Origin of the sequence: Methylacidiphilum caldifontis (assembly GCF_017310505.1) — a bacterium.
GTDB lineage: Bacteria > Verrucomicrobiota > Verrucomicrobiia > Methylacidiphilales > Methylacidiphilaceae > Methylacidiphilum > Methylacidiphilum caldifontis.
Window position 1 is genome coordinate 2117209 of the sequence record NZ_CP065957.1, and the last position, 17433, is coordinate 2134641.

Genomic DNA, 17433 nt, shown 5'->3' on the forward strand with positions numbered 1-17433 from the left:
TCTCTATGAAAAAGAAAAGCAAAAAAAATAATGATGTTGTCTCTCTGTCTTCAAACCATTCAACTTCTCATCAAAACAACTCTCCCCTCGAGGCTGAAGATAAGTGTAGAAATGAGGAACAGAAAGAAAAAAGTTTAGAGGAACTACCCGTCCACTTTTCCTTGGATAAGAATTGTTCATCTAATTTACTTGTTCTGGAAGATCGGCAGATCGCTTCTAGGCTTGCCAAGATTTGGGAAGAATCCCCCGATAAACAGGAAAAGCTAAGGACATTGATTAAATTAGCCAAGGAACAGGGATACTTAACCTATGATGATATTAATGAGTCGCTACCTGAAAGTGTAAATAATCCGGAGGAAATTGAAGCGGTTTATGATTTCCTAAGAACCCTTGAAATCGAAATTATTGACAGCTCAGATGTTGACAATGCTAAACCGGTAGCCGTTTCAGAGGCAGAGGAGATTGAAGGCAAGGAATCCAAACTCGATATCGTTGATGATCCTGTTCGAATGTACTTGAAGCAGATGGGCCAAGTCCCCCTTTTGACTCGCGAACAGGAGGTGGAAATTTCCAAGAGGATTGAGCAATCCGAAGCGATGGTCAAAAGCTGTTTGCATAGCTTTCATTTTATTGCAAAAGAATATTTAAACTTGGCTAAAAAATTGATGCAGGGTAAGGAGCGCTTTGACCGCGTTATCCAAGACAAACATGTGGAATGTCGCGAAGAATATTTGGCTACACTGCCTGATCTCATTGAAAGGTTGGAGTTGTTGATCGAGAAAAAAGAGCTTCTTTATTCACAGCTGATCGAATATCCGGAAAAGTCTAAAGAAAGAAAGAGCTTGGAAAAAGAGATCCAAAGACAAAAGGGATGCCTAGAAAAGCTATTTGAAAAGTTTTATTTTAAACAGAAGGTTATCGAGGATTTCGTTCAAACCAGTGAAATCTACTATCAAGAGATTATCCGAGTAGAAAAAGATTTGGAAAATTTCGAGAAGGATGATGGGGTGGATGAGGAGGGAAAACAGAAACAGCTTGAGTGCATTCAATCCAAACTCAAGGAACTAGAAAAGCAGATTCAACTTCCTCTTTGTGTTTATAAAGAAAAACATCAGGAATTAAAAAACTGGTTGAGTACAGCGATTAAGGCTAAAAGTGAAATGGTAGAGGCCAACCTAAGGCTTGTTATATCCATTGCAAAAAAATATAGCAATCGTGGACTTTCTTTTTTGGATCTGATTCAAGAAGGCAACATGGGGCTGATGAAAGCGGTCGAAAAGTTTGAGTATCGAAGAGGCTATAAATTTTCGACCTATGCCACATGGTGGATAAGGCAAGCGATCACAAGGAGCATTGCTGATCAAGCTCGGACGATTCGAATTCCGGTCCACATGATTGAAACGATTAACAAGTTGATGCGTGTTCAGAAACAATTGATCCAGGAACTCGGTAGAGAGCCTACCCCTGAAGAGATAGCGGATGAAACCCAGATGAGCGTGGACAGGATTCGAACGATCATTAAAATGGCTCAACATCCCATTTCTCTTCAAGCACAGGTGGGGGAGAGCGAAGATACGACGTTTGGAGATTTTATTGAAGATAAAGCTGCTGAAAATCCCTCTGAAATGACCGGCTATTCCCTGTTAAGAGAGAAAATTAAGGATGTACTTTCGACATTGACGGAACGCGAAAGGACCGTTATTGAGCAACGGTTTGGATTGTTAGATGGCTATCCACGAACCCTTGAGGAAGTGGGCAAGCAGTTTCGGGTCACTCGTGAAAGAATTCGGCAGATCGAAGCTAAAGCTCTAAGGAAAATGCGACATCCTACAAGATTGCGTCATCTGAAAGGATTCCTTGAAATAGATAAGCTTTTTTAAGCTTTTTTATCAACATATTTGTCTTTAAAAGGATGGCTTTTAGTATTAGTTCTTTTTTGTAGGGTGGGGACTGACTACCAGGAAAAAAAATAAAACAAATATCTCAAAAAAACAGATTCGATTGGATAGTCAACTCTGCTAAAATTAGGGTAAAGGAGAACGGTTATATGGGTACGAAAATCGAGGATAAAACGCCTTTAAAGGATAAAAGCCTAGAGCTGGCTATACAATCCATTGCTAAAGAATTTGGTGAAGGTTCGATATTACGGTTAGGTGATGATCGATCCAGGCTTCAAATCGAGACCATTCCAACGGGATGCCTGGTTATCGATAAGGCGTTAGGGGTAGGGGGATTCCCCCGAGGCAGAATAGTTGAGATTTATGGTCCTGAGTCATCGGGTAAAACAACTTTGGCTCTAACGGTCATTGCGCAGGCTCAAAAATTAGGAGGAGTAGGAGTAATCATTGATGTTGAACATGCCTTGGATCCTCAATATTGCAGGAAATTGGGAGTCAACATGAATGAACTGCTTATTTCTCAGCCCGACTCAGGTGAAGAGGCTTTGACGATCGCCGAGACTCTGATTCGTTCTAATGCGGTGGATGTGATTGTCATTGATTCCGTTGCTGCGCTGACTCCAAGAGCTGAAATAGAAGGACAAATGGGAGACGCTGTTGTTGGGGCTCAAGCTAGACTGATGAGCAGTGCATTAAGGAAACTCACTGCCCAGATAAGCAAGGCTAAAACCGTTTGTATATTTACTAACCAGCTCAGGGATAAGATTGGAGTTATGTTTGGTAATCCAGAGACAACACCAGGGGGAAAAGCTTTGAAGTTTTATGCTTCGGTAAGGATAGATATTAGGAAATTGGCCCAGTTAAAGGGGACAGATGGTACAGTTTATGGAAACAGAACGAAGCTTAAAGTTGTAAAAAACAAAGTGGCTCCTCCTTTTACTGAATGTGAATTTGATATTCTTTATAACGAAGGGATATCCAGGGAAGGATCATTGATCGATGTGGCCATTGAAGAACAAATTGTCGAAAAGAGAGGTTCATGGATTTATTTTGAGGGGAATCAACTGGGGCAGGGAAGGGAAGCGGTTGTCAGCCTTCTGAAATCTGATGCTAATCTTTTTGCCAAACTTGAGACGGCAACAAAAGAAAAGATTTTCAAAAACAACTCTTCTTTTGCTGCGAGAAACTAGGGGAAGCGTTGTGCTGGGTTTAGCCATGGCCAGCTTGTTTGCAAGCTGTTATTAGTTTTTATCGCTCAGATAACTCCATTGCTCTTCAAGTCTTTTTATTTTTGAATCAATAGCCATTTTTTCTTCCTTCCATTGGTCGATTTTTTCTTTAGGGGCCTTGGAAAGAGTTTGTTCATCGGATAGCCTTTTATCCAAAAGGGACTGGTCTTTTTTTAATCGTGTTAGTTCTTTATCGATCCGTTGTTTCTCAGATTCAAAATCGATTAGGCCTTCTAAAGGCAAAAATATTTCTCCTAGAGGAGTTAACACGGCTGGAGTTTTGATCGTTGGCCGGGTATCGATGGATAGAAGTGAAGAAGCTCCAATAAGACCACAAAAGACAGCCTTTTCAAGATCAGAAAGTTCTCTGTCTTTCTTGATAAAAAATTTAATTTTCTGATTAAGATTAGGACAGTAAAGAGACCTGAGGGTACGGGTGGCTGTGGCTGCTTCATAAATAGCCGTTGCGGTCGAGGCGGATTTGGGGTCATAGAGGGGTTTTTTTAAGATGTCCAGGAGATCTGCTTCAGGCCACTTTTCGGTTTGGATTGTCGATTGGCCAAAACCCATTTTCTGCCATAACTCTTCGGTGACAAACGGAACGAAAGGATGAAGCCATCTCAGAATAATGGACATCGAATAGTCAAAAGCTTCAAAAGCCCCTAAATGAGTTTCTTTGGAATCAAAAGTAAGTTCCCATTTCATTGCTTCGATGAATTTCGAGCAAAACTCATTCCAAACAAACTCATAAAGGATAATTGCAGCCTGATTAAATTCGAAGGATTTAAAAGCTTCATTTAACAGAGAAGAGGCTTGGCCGAGTTTTCTTAGAATTTCATGAGAGAAAGAGGATTTCGGATGGATCCAGGGGTTGGCATGAGGATTGATTTTCCCAAAACGACTTCGGAATCGGCAGGCATTCCAAAGTTTGTTACAGAAATTTCTTCCTTCTTCAATTTGGGACTGGTCAAAGCGGATATCCTGACCTTGCGGAGCAATTCGTAAAAGGCCGAATCTTAAGCCATCGGCACCGTATTTATGAATCAGCTCGATTGGGTCAGGAGAGTTGCCTAGAGATTTAGACATTTTTCTTCCCTGCTTATCCCGAATAAGACCCGTAAAATAAACCTTTCGAAAAGGGATATTCTGACTTATTTCCTCGGACTGGCTAGGCTTAAATTCTAATCCTGCAATGATCATTCGAGCAACCCACAGGAAAATAATATCTGGTCCAGTAACCAAAACATCGGTAGGATAAAATTTTTTCCTTGTCCCTTCATCCATGGTTTCGTAGGCCCACAGCCATGAAGAAAACCAAGTATCCAAGGTGTCAGGGTCGGGTTGCCATCCTTCTCCTGGAGATTCCAACTGGCACATAAAAGAACCGTTTTTCCACCATACCGGAATAGGATGCCCCCACCATACTTGGCGGGAAATGCACCAGTCCTGAATATTTTTTATCCAGTGTTCGTATACTTTGTCCCAGTACGAGGGGAAAAAAGAGACGATTTTATTTTTAACAACTTCTAAGGCTTCTTGAGTTTTTGGATACCTTAAAAACCACTGTTCACTAATTCTTGGCTCGATAGCTACATCGGCTCTTTCACTAAAACCGACGACATGACTATAGGGTTGTTCGGACTCTAAAAGCCCAAGTGAAGATAAAAGTTCAGCAGCTCTTTTACGGGCATCAAATCGGTCCAATCCATGGAGTTCGGCTACTTCTGGACAGTTGATTTTCCCTTCTGCTGTCAGAATATCCCGGATCGGCAAGTTATGATCTGTTCCGATCTCGAAATCGAGTTTATCGTGAGCTGGAGTGATCTTGAGCACTCCCGTTCCGAATTGGGGATCTACTCGATGATCAGCGATAATGGGTATGGGTTCTTTGGGAAAAGGCCTAAGACAAGCCTTTCCAATAAACCTTTGGTATCGGGTATCTTCAGGATGAACGGCTAAAGCTGAATCAGCTGGTATCGTTTCAGGTCTAGTCGTGGCTACGGTTAAAAAAATAGAGGGATCGTCTAAAAGTCTATAACGAACGAAAAAAAGGATACCTTCAATTTTTTTGGGAATGACTTCTTCATCTGAAAGAGCTGTTTGTGAGGCAGGACACCAATTAATCATCCGTTTTCCTCTGTAGATCAATCCTTTATGATAAAGTTTGATGAAAGCATTCGAAACGGCTCGACTATAAGCGGGGTCCATAGTAAACCGGGTTCTTTGCCAATCAGCCGAACATCCCAATTTTTGAAGCTGTTCCAATATCTTTTGGGAATGATTTTCTTTCCATTCCCACACAATTTTCAAAAATTCTTCTTTGGACAAAGTTCGGGGATCAATTTTTCTGGTTTTAAGCAGATATCTTTGTACGGCCACTTGAGTGGCAAGTCCTGCATGATCCAGTCCGGGAAGCCAGAGAACTTCCTTGCCTTCCATTCTGGCTTTGCGAATTAAAATATCCTGGATGGTATTGTTTAAGACGTGGCCCAGAGTAAGCACACCGGTGATGTTGGGTGGAGGCATGACAATGGCAAAAGAAGGCTTAGATGAATGTTCGTTAGCATGAAAGAGATTTTGCTCTAGCCATTGTTTGTAAAGTCGATCTTGAACGGTAGCTGGCTCGTATGCCTTGGGGAAAATATCATCAGTATGCATCAGCTCTATTTTATCATCGATAGAAACAAAAGGGAATGATTTCCCAACGTTTGTCTATAATGGGTTATTTTTAACCGTTCCACCAGGCTTGCACATTGCTGCTCATACAGGAACGAGGCTTGTTTCCTGCTTCTTCAAGGCCTGTTTCACATAGCTCTTGCGACCTACCTCAGGGCCTTTCTTTCCACAGGCTTCACATCCCGGCGGAACTTGCTGGAGGGCTTTCTGGACATGCTCAAATTGTATAACAACGCTCAACGCTACGCAACTCCTTAACAAACAGTTAAAGCCCCTCAACAATTCTTTAGTAAAATAGACCAACTTAAAATGAAAACAACTAGAACGAAGAGAATAAGATTGTTTTTTTAAAATATTCTTCTAAAATGGATCATTACTCTATGCCTACCTATTTGATTTGGGATTCTATATCCGATGATTTATCGCATCAAATTCTTTTATGTGCTCATCAATCTGATAAAAAGCTTTATCGTCTTTTGCTCGATATGGTTTCAAAAGGGATGGGCATCCGGATTAACAAGCTATTGGAAATGCCAAAAACCCAAAGACATCTTTTATGTAAAAGGGTACTTTCTCACCCCCGAAGTGAAACCATGAGTTTTTATCTTCTCTCTCATTGGTTAATAGAAACCCAAAGTCCAATGTTGTGTCGTTGGTTGGATCTTTTGGGAATAGTTCACGATGAAAAAGGTGTTGTTGAAGAGATCCCTGATGAACCGCCTAATGAAATTTTACAACAAGCTGTCGATATTCTTTTCGAAGAATTTCCTCACCTATACGTTTCTATATATTTACAAGGGTTTTATGAAATGGAAGGCATGAGATGGAAATCTCTTGGATCCTTAATATCTTCAGATAGCCGATTTAAAATAGAAAAATATCAATCTGTAGCTTAAGATTTATGAGCCCTAACGAACTAAACGGTTCAGAAGAAAAGGAGATGCGTTTTGAAGAAGCCTTTAAAAAGCTTCAAGAGATCGTTAATAGTCTTGAGTCAGGCCAACTACCCCTGGAAGATCTTCTGCAAAAATATGAAGAGGGAAAAAGATTATTGAAGATCTGCGATGAGAAACTTAATCAAGCTGAACAAAGGATAATCGTGCTATCCCAAAGGGAAAATAACGGGGTTCAGAACAAGGATGATTAAGCTAAGGAGTTTTTTTAATCGAGGAGGAAATTATGGAAAGGCTACTTGATAGTATTGATAGTCCGGCAGATCTCAAGAAACTTCAAATTCCAGAATTGACGAAGCTGGCTGAAGAGATTCGGCAGGAAATGATCACGGTCCTTTCAAAATGCGGTGGTCATTTAGGACCAAACCTAGGCGTGGTGGAACTCACTCTTGCTTTACACTATGTTTTTGATGTTCCTAGAGATAATTTTGTTTTTGATGTAAGTCATCAAGCCTATATTCATAAACTCCTTACGGGAAGAAAGAATAGATTTCATACGATCAGGCAGCATGGGGGGATTTCAGGCTTCATGAGTCGCGAAGAAAGTGAATATGACTGTTATGGAGCTGGGCATGCGGGAACCGCTTTATCTGCTGCCCTGGGTATGGCGGCAGCAAGGGACAGAAGAGGAGGCAAGGAGCATGTGATCGCCCTTTGTGGAGATGCCGCTTTTACCTGTGGAATAACTTTCGAAGCTTTAAATAATGTGGCTTCAACAACCCAAAGACTCATTGTCATTCTTAACGATAATGAATGGTCTATCGACAAAAACGTAGGAGCTATAGCCAGTTATTTCAACAAGATCGTTACTAATCCTGCCTACTCTTACTTGCGCGATAGGGTAGAAAAGGTCCTGGAAAAATGGCCAGGGAAAAATGTGCTTAAAGTGGCTAGAAAAGCCGAAGAAGCTTTTAAAAGTCTCCTGTGGCCGAGTGTGATTTTTGAAGAACTGGGGCTGACCTATCATGGTCCCATCGACGGTCATGATATCAGCCGGTTAATATCCACCTTTGAGTTTCTGAAGAACCAGGAATATCCGGTTTTACTTCATGTTATCACTCAGAAGGGAAGAGGTTTTCCTCCCGCAATGGAAAAACAAAAGAAATTCCATGGGCTTGGTCCTTATAATCCAATTACTGGTGAAACACCTGCTAATCCAAGAAAGACGTTTTCAGAAGTCTTTGCAGAGACTTTGATTAAGCTTGCTGATATGAACAGGAATGTAGTTGCCATTACCGCAGCAATGCCTAATGGGACAGCTCTGGATAAGTTTCAACCAAAATTTCCTGACAGGTATTTTGATGTCGGCATAGCTGAGGAACATGCGGTAATTTTTGCAGCGGGGCTTGCCACAAAAGGATTTAAACCTTATTGTGCGATTTATTCAACTTTTCTTCAGAGAGCTTACGATCCCATTATTCATGACGTTTGTCTACAGAAACTTCCTGTCGTGTTCTGCCTTGACCGAGGAGGCTTATCAGGGGATGATGGACCAACTCATCACGGGCTATTTGATGTAGCCTATCTAAGAACGGTTCCCAATATTACGATTATGCATCCCAAAGATGAAGATGAATTGGCCGATATGCTATTTACAGCGATGCATCATCCAGGACCTGTAGCCATTCGTTATCCCCGGGGAACGGGAAGTGGGGTCGCTGTTAAAGAACGGCCCGAGATGATTCCCATAGGAAGGGCAGAGGTGATTAAACATGGTCGCGATGTAGCCATATTCAGCTTAGGGGTCATGGTTGAAATGGGCAAAGAGCTTGCCCAGAAGCTGGAAGAACAAGGTTATTCAGCTGCGTTGATTAATCCTAGAACGGTTAAACCTTTCGATCGGGGTACACTTGAGTTTTTTGCAAGGAGCGTGGATCTGATCGTTTCTATTGAAGATCATGTACTTGCGGGGGGATTTGGTTCCCTTATTCTTGAGGAACTTCAAGAACTCGGACTTAGAACAGCTGTCGTTAGAATTGGTTGGCCGGATAAATTCATAGAACATGGTAAAGTCGACATTTTGAGAAAGAAATATGGAATTACTGTTGAAAATGCTTTGGAACAGTCCTTGAAGATTTTGCGTCGTTCTAAGTCCGACACGACTCTTGAAATTGCTTGAGAACCTAACAGGGACAATATGAAAATCGTTTTGGCCTATTCGGGCGGATTGGACACTTCTGTTATTTTGCGATGGCTCAAACAAACTTATGAAGCTGAAGTTATCGCTTTTTGTGCCGACTTGGGACAAGAGGAAGAACTCCAAGGTCTGGAAGCAAAAGCTCAAAAACTGGGAGCTTCGAAATGCATTATTGAAGATTTGACCCGGGAATTTGTGAGCGATTATGTGTATCCAATGATTAGAGCCGGAGCCATCTATGAGAATCAGTATCTTTTAGGAACGAGCATTGCCCGACCGCTCATTGCTAAAAAACAAGTAGAAATAGCCAGGAGGGAGGGAGCGGATTATTTGGCTCATGGAGCAACAGCAAAAGGCAATGATCAGGTTCGGTTCGAGTTGGCTTATGCTGCATTAGCCCCGGACTTAAAAGTCATATCACCATGGAGAGAGTGGAATTTTAAGGGAAGAGAAGATTTAATAGCCTTCGCGCAGAAACAGGGTATAGAAATACCCGTAAGTCGTGAAAAACCTTATTCTATGGATAGGAATATACTCCATATCAGCTATGAAAGTGGGGTGCTTGAAGATCCATGGCAAGAGCCTCCGCAGGATCTCTTCAGGTTAACGAAAAACCCCGAAGAGGCACCGGACTGTCCTGAGATTATCGAATTGGATTTTGAAAAGGGTAATTGTGTAGGAATCAATGGAGAAAAAAAAGAGCCTGTCGAAATATTAAGATCGCTTAATGCACTGGGATCTAGACATGGAATTGGAAGGGTGGATATTGTAGAAAATCGGTTTGTAGGCATAAAATCGAGAGGAGTATATGAGTGTCCTGGAGGAACAATTCTTCATTTTGCTCATAGGCAGATTGAAACGCTGACTCTAGATAGGGAAGTTATGCATTTGCGCGATAGCTTAATTCCTAAATATTCTGAGTTAATCTATAATGGGTTTTGGTTTTCCCCGGAACGATATTTTCTCCAGTCGGCTTTTGATCAAAGTCAACATTTTGTAAGCGGGGTTGTTCGCCTTAAGCTATATAAAGGGCATCTCACAACTTTGGGTAGGAAAAGTCCTTATTCACTCTATAACCCTAAACTTGCGACGATGGAATCTGATCAAGGAGCATATGATCCCAAGGATGCAACAGGTTTTATTCGTCTGAATTCTCTACGACTCAGGACAATTGCTTCTTCTCAACAAGGAAAATAGCTAAATAGTTTTCTCTTTTACTATTTAACCCTGTAGCCAGTGAAGAGTACTTTCTGAATGAGTTCGAAGCATTCACAGTATCAATAGGCTTGAGGGTCTTTTTTTTTTAGGAAGATGTTTTTTCAGCAAAGCGTAGTCTAGTGAGCTTGTAATATTACAGATGTGAGGTTGACCTGCAGAGCAAAAGGCCAGAAGGTTTTGAGGAAAGACTGGATATAATGAAAGATCCCTTTTTAAGGGAAGTATAGCATGATCGATTTTTAATTAAAATGCCCACTTGAAATAAAAAGATATCTTGGTTATGGTTGTTTTTAAATTCAAGTGTGAAGTGGCATGAAATGAAGGCATGGGAATATTTCTTAGCTCGTCTTGCGGCGACAGCAGTGACGCAGAACATTAAACGAGCAGAAGACCACAATGATCACCACACTCGCGCTATTGTCGAGCTGATTTGTAAAACCGTGCTCGATTCAACAAGACATGACCCTATTGCAGCCGAGCGTGATGAACAAATATTCAACGCGGGGGCGCTGCGGGCTGCTTCTCTCTTTGCCGAAAAGCTCGGACTTGAGATCTCCCACCAGCTGAAGGCAGAATCTGACAATCTGCTATCGCAAGCTGGCTGCAAATGAACTACTCCCGCCAACCTGATGGTATGGCGTGAGTTTCGCGCTTCTACGGGAGTTCCGGGTTGCCTGGAAGGCTTGCCGGTCTTACCTCCCTCCATGCCTTGGCCGGTTCCCGGCCACCAATCTGTTTCATGACCCAGCTCAAAAGCAGCTTGGCGGCATTCTCATCACCTGAACAAGATGCGCCACAAGGACAATCATGCCAGCGCTGCGACAAGGGCTTTTTCTCCAGCCTGCCGCACAGCTGGCAGCGCTGGCTGGGCTTAAGCTTGCGGCTATCCGCCTCCATCGCCCAGCCACCAGCCTCTTGCGCTTTGTACCTGAGCATCTGATGGAACATGCCGGCTGCGGCATCGAAAATGCCGCGGTTTAAGCCTCTCTTGTACGCGCCGCCCAAGGCCGTCATCCCACGAATGTTCAACTGCTCCAGCCCCAAAACCGCAAAGGTGGCCACAAGCCAAGCGCTGGCCTGGTGGAGAAAATCCTGGCGCTGGTTGGTCACCTTCTCATGCAACCTGCCCAAAAGGGCGTATTCTTTCCTCAGACGGTTGGAGAGGGGAAAGCCTTTCATCTTGCCGCTGGCCTTTTTCACCGCTTCCTCCTTGCGGCAGATGCGTTTTTGTCCGGCGCCGATTCGTTCCAGAGAGCGCTGCAAATGCCGGGGATTTTCGATCCGCTCCACCCCTTCCGGCGTGGCCAGGGTGGCGAACGTTTCCACACCCCAATCCAGGCCACCGATCCGTTCCCCATGTAATCTCTCGGGCTCGCACTCCACCGTAACCGAGGCGTACTATGTGCCGCGGCGGTGCAGAATCTCGCAGGTTTTGGGCGCGTCAACCCTCCGGGCCTTGCCTCGGATGCGCAGCTCGCCAACGCCAGAGAGGCGCAACTTGCCGTGTTTCATCCCAGGACCAGAAAGCAAGCGCTAGCCATCTCCGTGGGTCTTGTAACCCCATCCTTTGAAACGATGCAGCGGCTTGAAGCGGGGAAACCCCGGCTTCTCACCGTTCTTCACCCGGCCGAAGAAGTGCCGGAAGGCTAGATCCAGGCGCTTTAACGTCAGCTGTTCGGATTGGGCGTTGACCGACCGAAGCAAGGGCGATTGGGCCAGCCAGTCGGTCAATGCTTTGCACTGATCGAAGAAAGACAGGGATTTTTGCTGCTGAATCCAGGCCCTGCGGCGTTCATCCATCGCCCTGTTCCACAGCAGGCAATGCACCCAGCGCAACCACTCCAGCGCCTCGATCTGGCGCAGGGTGGGATACAATCGATAGGTAACTTTACGATGCACCATGGCTTGAATGATATTAGGTTGCTATGGAAAAACAACCATTGAAGCAACTATACCACTGTGTTTTATCATGTCCATATCCTGTTGGAGCTGACACCAAAAACCGCGCCCTCCGCTCTGGTCAACAACCTCAAGACCGTCACTTCCAGGCTGATCCGCAAGGAGTTCTCCAAGCATCTGCGGAAGTTCTATTGCCAAAAGCCCCTCTTCTGGAGCCGCAGCTACTGCATCATCACCGTGGGTGGCGCCCCGCTTGCAGTCCTGAAACAATACATCGAGGGACAAAACATGCCGGACTGATCGCCCTGACGGACGATAGCGCCGCTTCATCACCACCTCAATCGCCGCCCGATTATGGGTGGAGCACTGCGGCGTGGGCTCGGGTAGAAACGCCTATGACGTCCCAAAGGATAAACTCATGCATACCTAAGGCTGTATCATCATGTTTTTTTCTAACAGAACTCATAGGGCTGTTCAGTCGTTTCTTGATTTCTCTCCATTTAGAGTTCATAGTTAGTCTTGTGATCAACGAAGCTTTCAAAGAGGAAGTCAATGTCATAATTGGTGATATTTCTCTACCTGGAACATTAGAAATTCCTCCTGGAGCAAGGGGTATTGTGCTTTTTGCTCATGGAAGTGGAAGTAGTCGTTTTAGTCCTAGGAACCAGTTTGTAGCCAAGACATTGAGAGAAAAAGGATCAGCTACCCTTCTTTTTGATCTTCTTACCTCTGATGAAGAAGCCGAAGATGAATTTAGCGGTATTTATCGATTTGATATCGGGTTGCTTGCTCGAAGGCTTGTAGGTGCAGCGCATTGGCTGAGGTCACAGAAAGTGACCAAAGGTTATGCAATAGGATTTTTCGGTTCGAGTACCGGGGGAGGAGCAGCCTTGGTTGCTGCTGCTGAGCTTGGAGAAAAGGTAAAAGCGGTTGTTTCTCGTGGAGGCCGACCTGATTTAGCGGGAGAATTTCTTCCAAAGGTTAAGGCTCCAACTCTTCTCATCGTGGGTAGTCTTGATGAATTTGTTTTAAGACTCAATGAACAAGCAATGGATTCCCTTCGATGCGAAAAAGAACTGATAGTTATTCCTGGGGCTTCTCATCTTTTTGAAGAACCGGGTACTCTAGATCGAGTTGCAACTTTTGCAGCAGATTGGTTTTCAGCCCATTGGTCCAAAACCTAACTTTATTTCAATTAGAGCCTACTCGTTCTGTCAGGCAAATCTATTTTTTTTATCAAGTATCAATAAACCGAGCTTTCTTGCCTTGTTGAAGTCTGTTTGATTTGAATGTCTGCATATAGACCAGAACTTTTTTTCGTTCAAGCCGTTCCTCAAACCCTAGCCAACCATTCCTTTACTTGCCAAAAGCGTCATTGACGTTGGGCAGGGCAGTTTTACCCCTTTGTTAGGTTCTGGAATTGAGCAAGCAAATCCTACCTTTTTGTTTTCATCTAAGTCATAGCTAAAGCTTGTTTGAGACGATCAAGGCTTTCTTTCAATACATCTACGATGTTTATGATCTCTGCCTCTGTAACAGTGAAAGGAGGACAAACAAGTAAAGCTTCTCCTGAAACGCCATCGACCATTCCTTGACAAGGATAGAAAAAGACCCCTAGCTCCAGAGCGCTTGTTATGATCTTGCCTAGACAACCTTCCTTTGGATCAAAGGGTTCTTTTGTTTGCTTATTGCGAACAATTTCTACACCCCAAAAGAGTCCCTTTCCTCTAATATCTCCCACTAGAGGATGATCCGAGAGTGCCTTTTTTAAAGACTCTCCTAAAAAGGCCCCTATACGGTTGGAGTGTTCAATGAGTCTTTCAGACTCTATAATCTCAAGAACTTTGTTTGCAACTGTACAACCTAGGGGATTGGAAGTATAGGTATAAAACATAAAACTTTTTGCTTTTTGTTCGCATTTTTGAACCAGTTCTTCTTTAACGGCGATCATTCCCATGGGGCTATATCCACTGGAAAGTCCTTTTGCACAGACGATGATGTCGGGTTCTAGTTTCCAATGTTCAAAGGCAAAACGTTTGCCTGTTCTTCCAAAACCCGTCATGACTTCATCGATGATCAAAAGCAGTTCATGTTTTTTGCAAATTTCAGCAACTTTTGGCCAATACTCATCGACAGGCACAATGGCTCCACCACTAGCACCAATTATGGGTTCGGCAATGAAGCCAGCAATACTCTTTGCGGTTTCTTCATTGAGCAGTTCTTCTAAAACTTCTGCACAAGCAATGCCACAGGATGGATAAGTCTTTGACCATGGGCAGCGATAACAATAAGGAGGTGGGATTTTAGGCCAATCGAATAGACAATGTTCGAGATTTTTCCTTCTTAAAAAATTTCCACTTGCGGACAATGCTCCAAGAGTAGTTCCATGGTAAGAAGTATATCGAGAAAGTATTTTGTTCTTCCAAGGCTTGTTTTCCATTGCCTGATATAAAAAAGTAAAACGCAAAGCCGATTCTACAGATTCCGCTCCACCAGTTGTAAAATAAAACCTGTAAGTTTGGGAAAACCAACTGGATAATCTTTTAACCAGATCTTCCAAAGGTTTTGATGTCCAGAGAGGAAAGATGTAATTGAGATTTCTTATCTGCTCCAGGGCTATTTCTGCAAGTTCTTCTCTCCCTTGACCGATGTTGACAACTACGGCTCCTGAAGCTGCATCAATGATCTTCTTCCCTTCTTTGGTGTAAAGATAAATGCCATGGGCTTTCTCTATTGATAAGGAGGGGATATCGGTTAGGGGTTTAAAGAAATGTAAAGAGGAAGGGATCATTGCCTTGTCCATTTTTATAAGCTGTAAACTTACTGTAAGGGTAACCCAAAAGAAAGGGAGAATAGATTGGAATTTTGCGTTTAAAAAAGAGAAAATTTCAAACTATGATCGGATTTAAAAAGATATCCCCACTTACCGCTTTTTCAATCGTTGTTGCAAACATGATTGGAACAGGGGTCTTTACGACGGTGGGGTTTCAGATTAAAGAGATCTCTTCTCCTTTTGTCATTCTCTCTATATGGGTAATGGGTGGAATCATTGCTTTGAGTGGTGCTCTTTGTTATGCTGAACTAGGAGCTATTTTTCAACGATCGGGAGGAGAATATCTTTTTTTAAGTAAGATTTATCATCCGATCATAGGTTTTTTGGCGGGATGGCTTTCAGTGACCGTTGGTTTTGCTGCTCCTTCTGCTGCAACGGCGATGGCTATGGGAAAATATTTTAGTTATGTTTTCCCTGGCATCCCGCCACTTTGGATTTCCCTTTTTCTATCGATTTTCGTTTATGTTTTTCATCTTTTGAGTGTGAGATGGGAGTCAATTTTTCAAAATATTTTCATCGTCATAGAAATGGGGCTAATCCTATTTTTTATTTTTTATGGTTTTGGACATATTGATGTAGAAAAGGTTAATCTTTTACCTCAAGCTGGAGATTTTTCGGTTTTTTTTAGCCCTCCTTTCGCCTTATGTTTTATATATACCCTCTATTCGTATTCGGGTTGGAATGCTGCAGCCTATATTGCTGGAGAAATAAAAAATCCTAAAAAAAATATCCCCTTATCCCTCATCTTAGGGACAACCGTGGTTATGATTATATACAGCTTACTTAATGCTCTATTTGTTTTTTCTGTTCCCAAGGAACAGATTTCAGGTCAAATCGAGGTCGGAGCGATTGTGGCAAGACAAATTTTTGGGAATTGGGGAAGCCGGTTCGCCGGTTTCCTGATTGGTATTAGCCTTCTTTCTTCTTTGAGTGCCATGGCCTGGACAGGCCCAAGAGTGGCTGCAGCCATCGGTGAAGACTATCCTATTTTCAAAATATTAAGTAAACGTTCGAGTAAAGGCGTTCCTTATATGGGCTTAATATTACAAGCATTGATCATGTTTTCTCTGCTATTGAGCTCATCCTTTGCGCGTATAATCACTTACGTAGAATTTTCTTTGGGGCTTTCCACGGTTCTCACCGTAGCAGGAGTTATCGTTTTGCGTTTCAAGGAACCTACCCTTAAACGGTTTTACTCTACTTGGGGATATCCCTTTACTCCACTTCTTTATGTTATCGTTGAGTCCGTAATCCTTCTGCAGGTTTTTAGACAACGTCCTATCGAATCACTGCTTGGATTATCTACTTTTGCTTTGGGTATCATTGTTTATTTTTTTTCTGTAAAAAGAACTGCTCCTTAACAATGAATCTTTTATGGGAGGTTAACTTTTTTCATAGTCGGATTTTTTGTCTTGAATAGCAAGGAGATAAGGATTATCACCGAGTTTCCAATAACCTATCTTGCCTGGTAGTCATTGTGTTGAAAAAACTTATGAGGAATAGAAAAAAAAATCTTCAAAATTATTTGAAAATTATCGGATCGGTCTTGTTTCTTTTTGTTATTTTTTCTTATCAAGCTCTTTTTGCTCAAAATGAAGAGGAAGATTTATCCCCGCTCAGCAATTCAAATATAGAAAGTATAAATACAATCAGCTTATTTTTGGGTGGGCTTCCGGTTGAAAAAAAGGAATCGGAACTCCTTTTTGATTATGAAAAGACCCAGTCATGGCAGTTGTATGCGCAATCCTTAGAAAAACTATGGCAAAAAAGAGATTTATGGTCATGGAAACCTATTCGAGAATTTTCCAAAGCCAAACTCAGTCGATTAACTGATCTTTCGCTGCCAGTTTTTTACCCTTTTAGTGGCCCAGATTTGATGTTTCCTCTGAGTCTTTTTCCTGAGGCTACTACCTATGTCTTGGCTAGCCGAGAATTTTCGGGAAGGTGCCTAACGACGGAGTCGGTAAAAACTTTTGAACGAACTTTTCCGCTGATTTTAACTTCCTTGCACAGTTACTTTAAAGCAGGTTATTTCGTGACCAAGGAGTTGCGACAAGATCTTTCAATGCTCGGGGGTAATGTTCCTCTTTTTCTTATCATGATTGTTCGATCGGGAGGCAAAATTATTGAATGTAAAACAACTGTTTCCAATGCAACTATCCGGTTTTATATCAATGGAGAACTCAAAACCCTTTATTATTTTCAATCAGACCTGTCTAATGTGGGTTTCGAGGGTAGCCTGAAACATTTCCTTTCTTCACTAGGTCCTTTCAATACCGTAATTAAATCTGCTTCTTACCTTCTACATGGAGGGAGTTTTTCTTCTTTAAGAGGATTTCTTCTTTCGCGTAGCCAGGCGATAGTTCAGGATGATAGTGGGATACCTTACCGTTATCTTTTTGAAGAAGGCAGAAAGGTCGCTCTTTTTGGAGTTTATACACCGCCTTTAAACATCTTCAAGGAGTTTTATCAAAAAGACTTGGAAGAGGCTTTTTCAAAGCAAGATCAATCGCCTCTTCCCTTTGGCTTTGGTTATAAATGGAATCCAAAGGAAGCCGGGTTGATCGTTTCTGTTAAAGTTGAAAATTAA

The 17433-nt window shown here is 42.6% G+C and carries 14 protein-coding genes; 10 read left to right on the top strand and 4 right to left on the bottom strand.

Going from position 1 to position 17433, the window contains the following annotated elements; all coding sequences use genetic code 11:
- Window positions 1-5: 5 nt before the first annotated feature.
- Window positions 6-1880 (top strand): RNA polymerase sigma factor RpoD, encoded by a 1875-nt coding sequence (rpoD, locus tag IT6_RS10540; RefSeq protein ID WP_206826454.1) that lies wholly within the window; start codon window positions 6-8, stop codon window positions 1878-1880.
- Between the two features lie 167 nt (window positions 1881-2047).
- Complete coding sequence (gene recA / locus IT6_RS09775; protein WP_206826456.1) at window positions 2048-3088, top strand: recombinase RecA; 1041 nt, start codon at window positions 2048-2050, stop codon at window positions 3086-3088.
- 51 nt (window positions 3089-3139) lie between these two features.
- Here recA and IT6_RS09780 read toward each other — a convergent pair whose 3' ends face one another.
- Window positions 3140-5785: a valine--tRNA ligase gene (locus tag IT6_RS09780; protein WP_206826464.1), complete on the bottom strand. Its 2646-nt coding sequence runs from the start codon at window positions 5783-5785 to the stop codon at window positions 3140-3142.
- Window positions 5786-6168: 383 nt separating this feature from the next.
- On the opposite strand from IT6_RS09780, the gene IT6_RS09785 reads away from it, so the two are divergent.
- From IT6_RS09785 to IT6_RS09805, 5 genes are all read left to right on the top strand, one after another.
- Window positions 6169-6699, top strand: coding sequence for a hypothetical protein (locus IT6_RS09785; protein ID WP_242524217.1), 531 nt, complete (start codon window positions 6169-6171; stop codon window positions 6697-6699).
- A 5-nt stretch (window positions 6700-6704) separates the two neighbouring features.
- Window positions 6705-6950 carry an exodeoxyribonuclease VII small subunit gene (xseB, locus tag IT6_RS09790; protein ID WP_134440734.1) on the top strand — a complete coding sequence of 82 codons (246 nt, stop codon included), beginning with the start codon at window positions 6705-6707 and terminating at the stop codon, window positions 6948-6950.
- A 32-nt stretch (window positions 6951-6982) separates the two neighbouring features.
- Entirely contained in the window at window positions 6983-8875 is a 1893-nt protein-coding gene (gene dxs / locus IT6_RS09795) for a 1-deoxy-D-xylulose-5-phosphate synthase (protein ID WP_134440733.1), read from the top strand.
- A gap of 18 nt (window positions 8876-8893) precedes the next feature.
- Window positions 8894-10090, top strand: coding sequence for an argininosuccinate synthase (locus tag IT6_RS09800; protein WP_206826466.1), 1197 nt, complete (start codon window positions 8894-8896; stop codon window positions 10088-10090).
- Window positions 10091-10428: 338 nt separating this feature from the next.
- Complete coding sequence (locus IT6_RS09805) at window positions 10429-10722, top strand: hypothetical protein (protein ID WP_206826468.1); 294 nt, start codon at window positions 10429-10431, stop codon at window positions 10720-10722.
- A 43-nt stretch (window positions 10723-10765) separates the two neighbouring features.
- On the opposite strand, the gene IT6_RS09810 is transcribed toward IT6_RS09805, so the two are convergent.
- Window positions 10766-11494 (bottom strand): RNA-guided endonuclease InsQ/TnpB family protein, encoded by a 729-nt coding sequence (locus tag IT6_RS09810; RefSeq protein ID WP_206826470.1) that lies wholly within the window; start codon window positions 11492-11494, stop codon window positions 10766-10768.
- Between the two features lie 150 nt (window positions 11495-11644).
- Window positions 11645-12013 carry a transposase gene (locus tag IT6_RS09815; RefSeq protein WP_206826472.1) on the bottom strand — a complete coding sequence of 123 codons (369 nt, stop codon included), beginning with the start codon at window positions 12011-12013 and terminating at the stop codon, window positions 11645-11647.
- 518 nt (window positions 12014-12531) lie between these two features.
- Here IT6_RS09815 and IT6_RS10700 point away from each other — a divergent pair.
- On the top strand, window positions 12532-13194 hold the full coding sequence (locus tag IT6_RS10700; protein ID WP_206826478.1) for a dienelactone hydrolase family protein: 663 nt from the start codon (window positions 12532-12534) through the stop codon (window positions 13192-13194).
- A 269-nt stretch (window positions 13195-13463) separates the two neighbouring features.
- Here IT6_RS10700 and IT6_RS09835 read toward each other — a convergent pair whose 3' ends face one another.
- Complete coding sequence (locus tag IT6_RS09835) at window positions 13464-14813, bottom strand: aminotransferase family protein (RefSeq protein ID WP_242524219.1); 1350 nt, start codon at window positions 14811-14813, stop codon at window positions 13464-13466.
- Window positions 14814-14905: 92 nt separating this feature from the next.
- Here IT6_RS09835 and IT6_RS09840 point away from each other — a divergent pair, with 92 nt between their 5' ends.
- Together IT6_RS09840 and IT6_RS09845 are read left to right on the top strand one after the other, a co-directional pair.
- The gene (locus tag IT6_RS09840; RefSeq protein WP_206826480.1) at window positions 14906-16204 is read left to right on the top strand and encodes an APC family permease; all 1299 of its coding nucleotides are present in this window, start codon (window positions 14906-14908) and stop codon (window positions 16202-16204) included.
- Window positions 16205-16335: 131 nt separating this feature from the next.
- Window positions 16336-17433, top strand: a complete 1098-nt coding sequence (locus IT6_RS09845; RefSeq protein WP_206826482.1) for a hypothetical protein — start codon at window positions 16336-16338, stop codon at window positions 17431-17433.

Coding starts and splice junctions, on each gene's coding strand:
- rpoD (WP_206826454.1), top strand. CDS start 6: ATGAAAAAGAAAAGCAAAAAAAATAATGATGTTGTCTCTCTGTCTTCA.
- recA (WP_206826456.1), top strand. CDS start 2,048: ATGGGTACGAAAATCGAGGATAAAACGCCTTTAAAGGATAAAAGCCTA.
- IT6_RS09780 (WP_206826464.1), bottom strand. CDS start 5,785: ATGCATACTGATGATATTTTCCCCAAGGCATACGAGCCAGCTACCGTT.
- IT6_RS09785 (WP_242524217.1), top strand. CDS start 6,169: ATGGATCATTACTCTATGCCTACCTATTTGATTTGGGATTCTATATCC.
- xseB (WP_134440734.1), top strand. CDS start 6,705: ATGAGCCCTAACGAACTAAACGGTTCAGAAGAAAAGGAGATGCGTTTT.
- dxs (WP_134440733.1), top strand. CDS start 6,983: ATGGAAAGGCTACTTGATAGTATTGATAGTCCGGCAGATCTCAAGAAA.
- IT6_RS09800 (WP_206826466.1), top strand. CDS start 8,894: ATGAAAATCGTTTTGGCCTATTCGGGCGGATTGGACACTTCTGTTATT.
- IT6_RS09805 (WP_206826468.1), top strand. CDS start 10,429: ATGAAGGCATGGGAATATTTCTTAGCTCGTCTTGCGGCGACAGCAGTG.
- IT6_RS09815 (WP_206826472.1), bottom strand. CDS start 12,013: ATGGTGCATCGTAAAGTTACCTATCGATTGTATCCCACCCTGCGCCAG.
- IT6_RS09835 (WP_242524219.1), bottom strand. CDS start 14,813: ATGGACAAGGCAATGATCCCTTCCTCTTTACATTTCTTTAAACCCCTA.
- IT6_RS09840 (WP_206826480.1), top strand. CDS start 14,906: ATGATCGGATTTAAAAAGATATCCCCACTTACCGCTTTTTCAATCGTT.
- IT6_RS09845 (WP_206826482.1), top strand. CDS start 16,336: ATGAGGAATAGAAAAAAAAATCTTCAAAATTATTTGAAAATTATCGGA.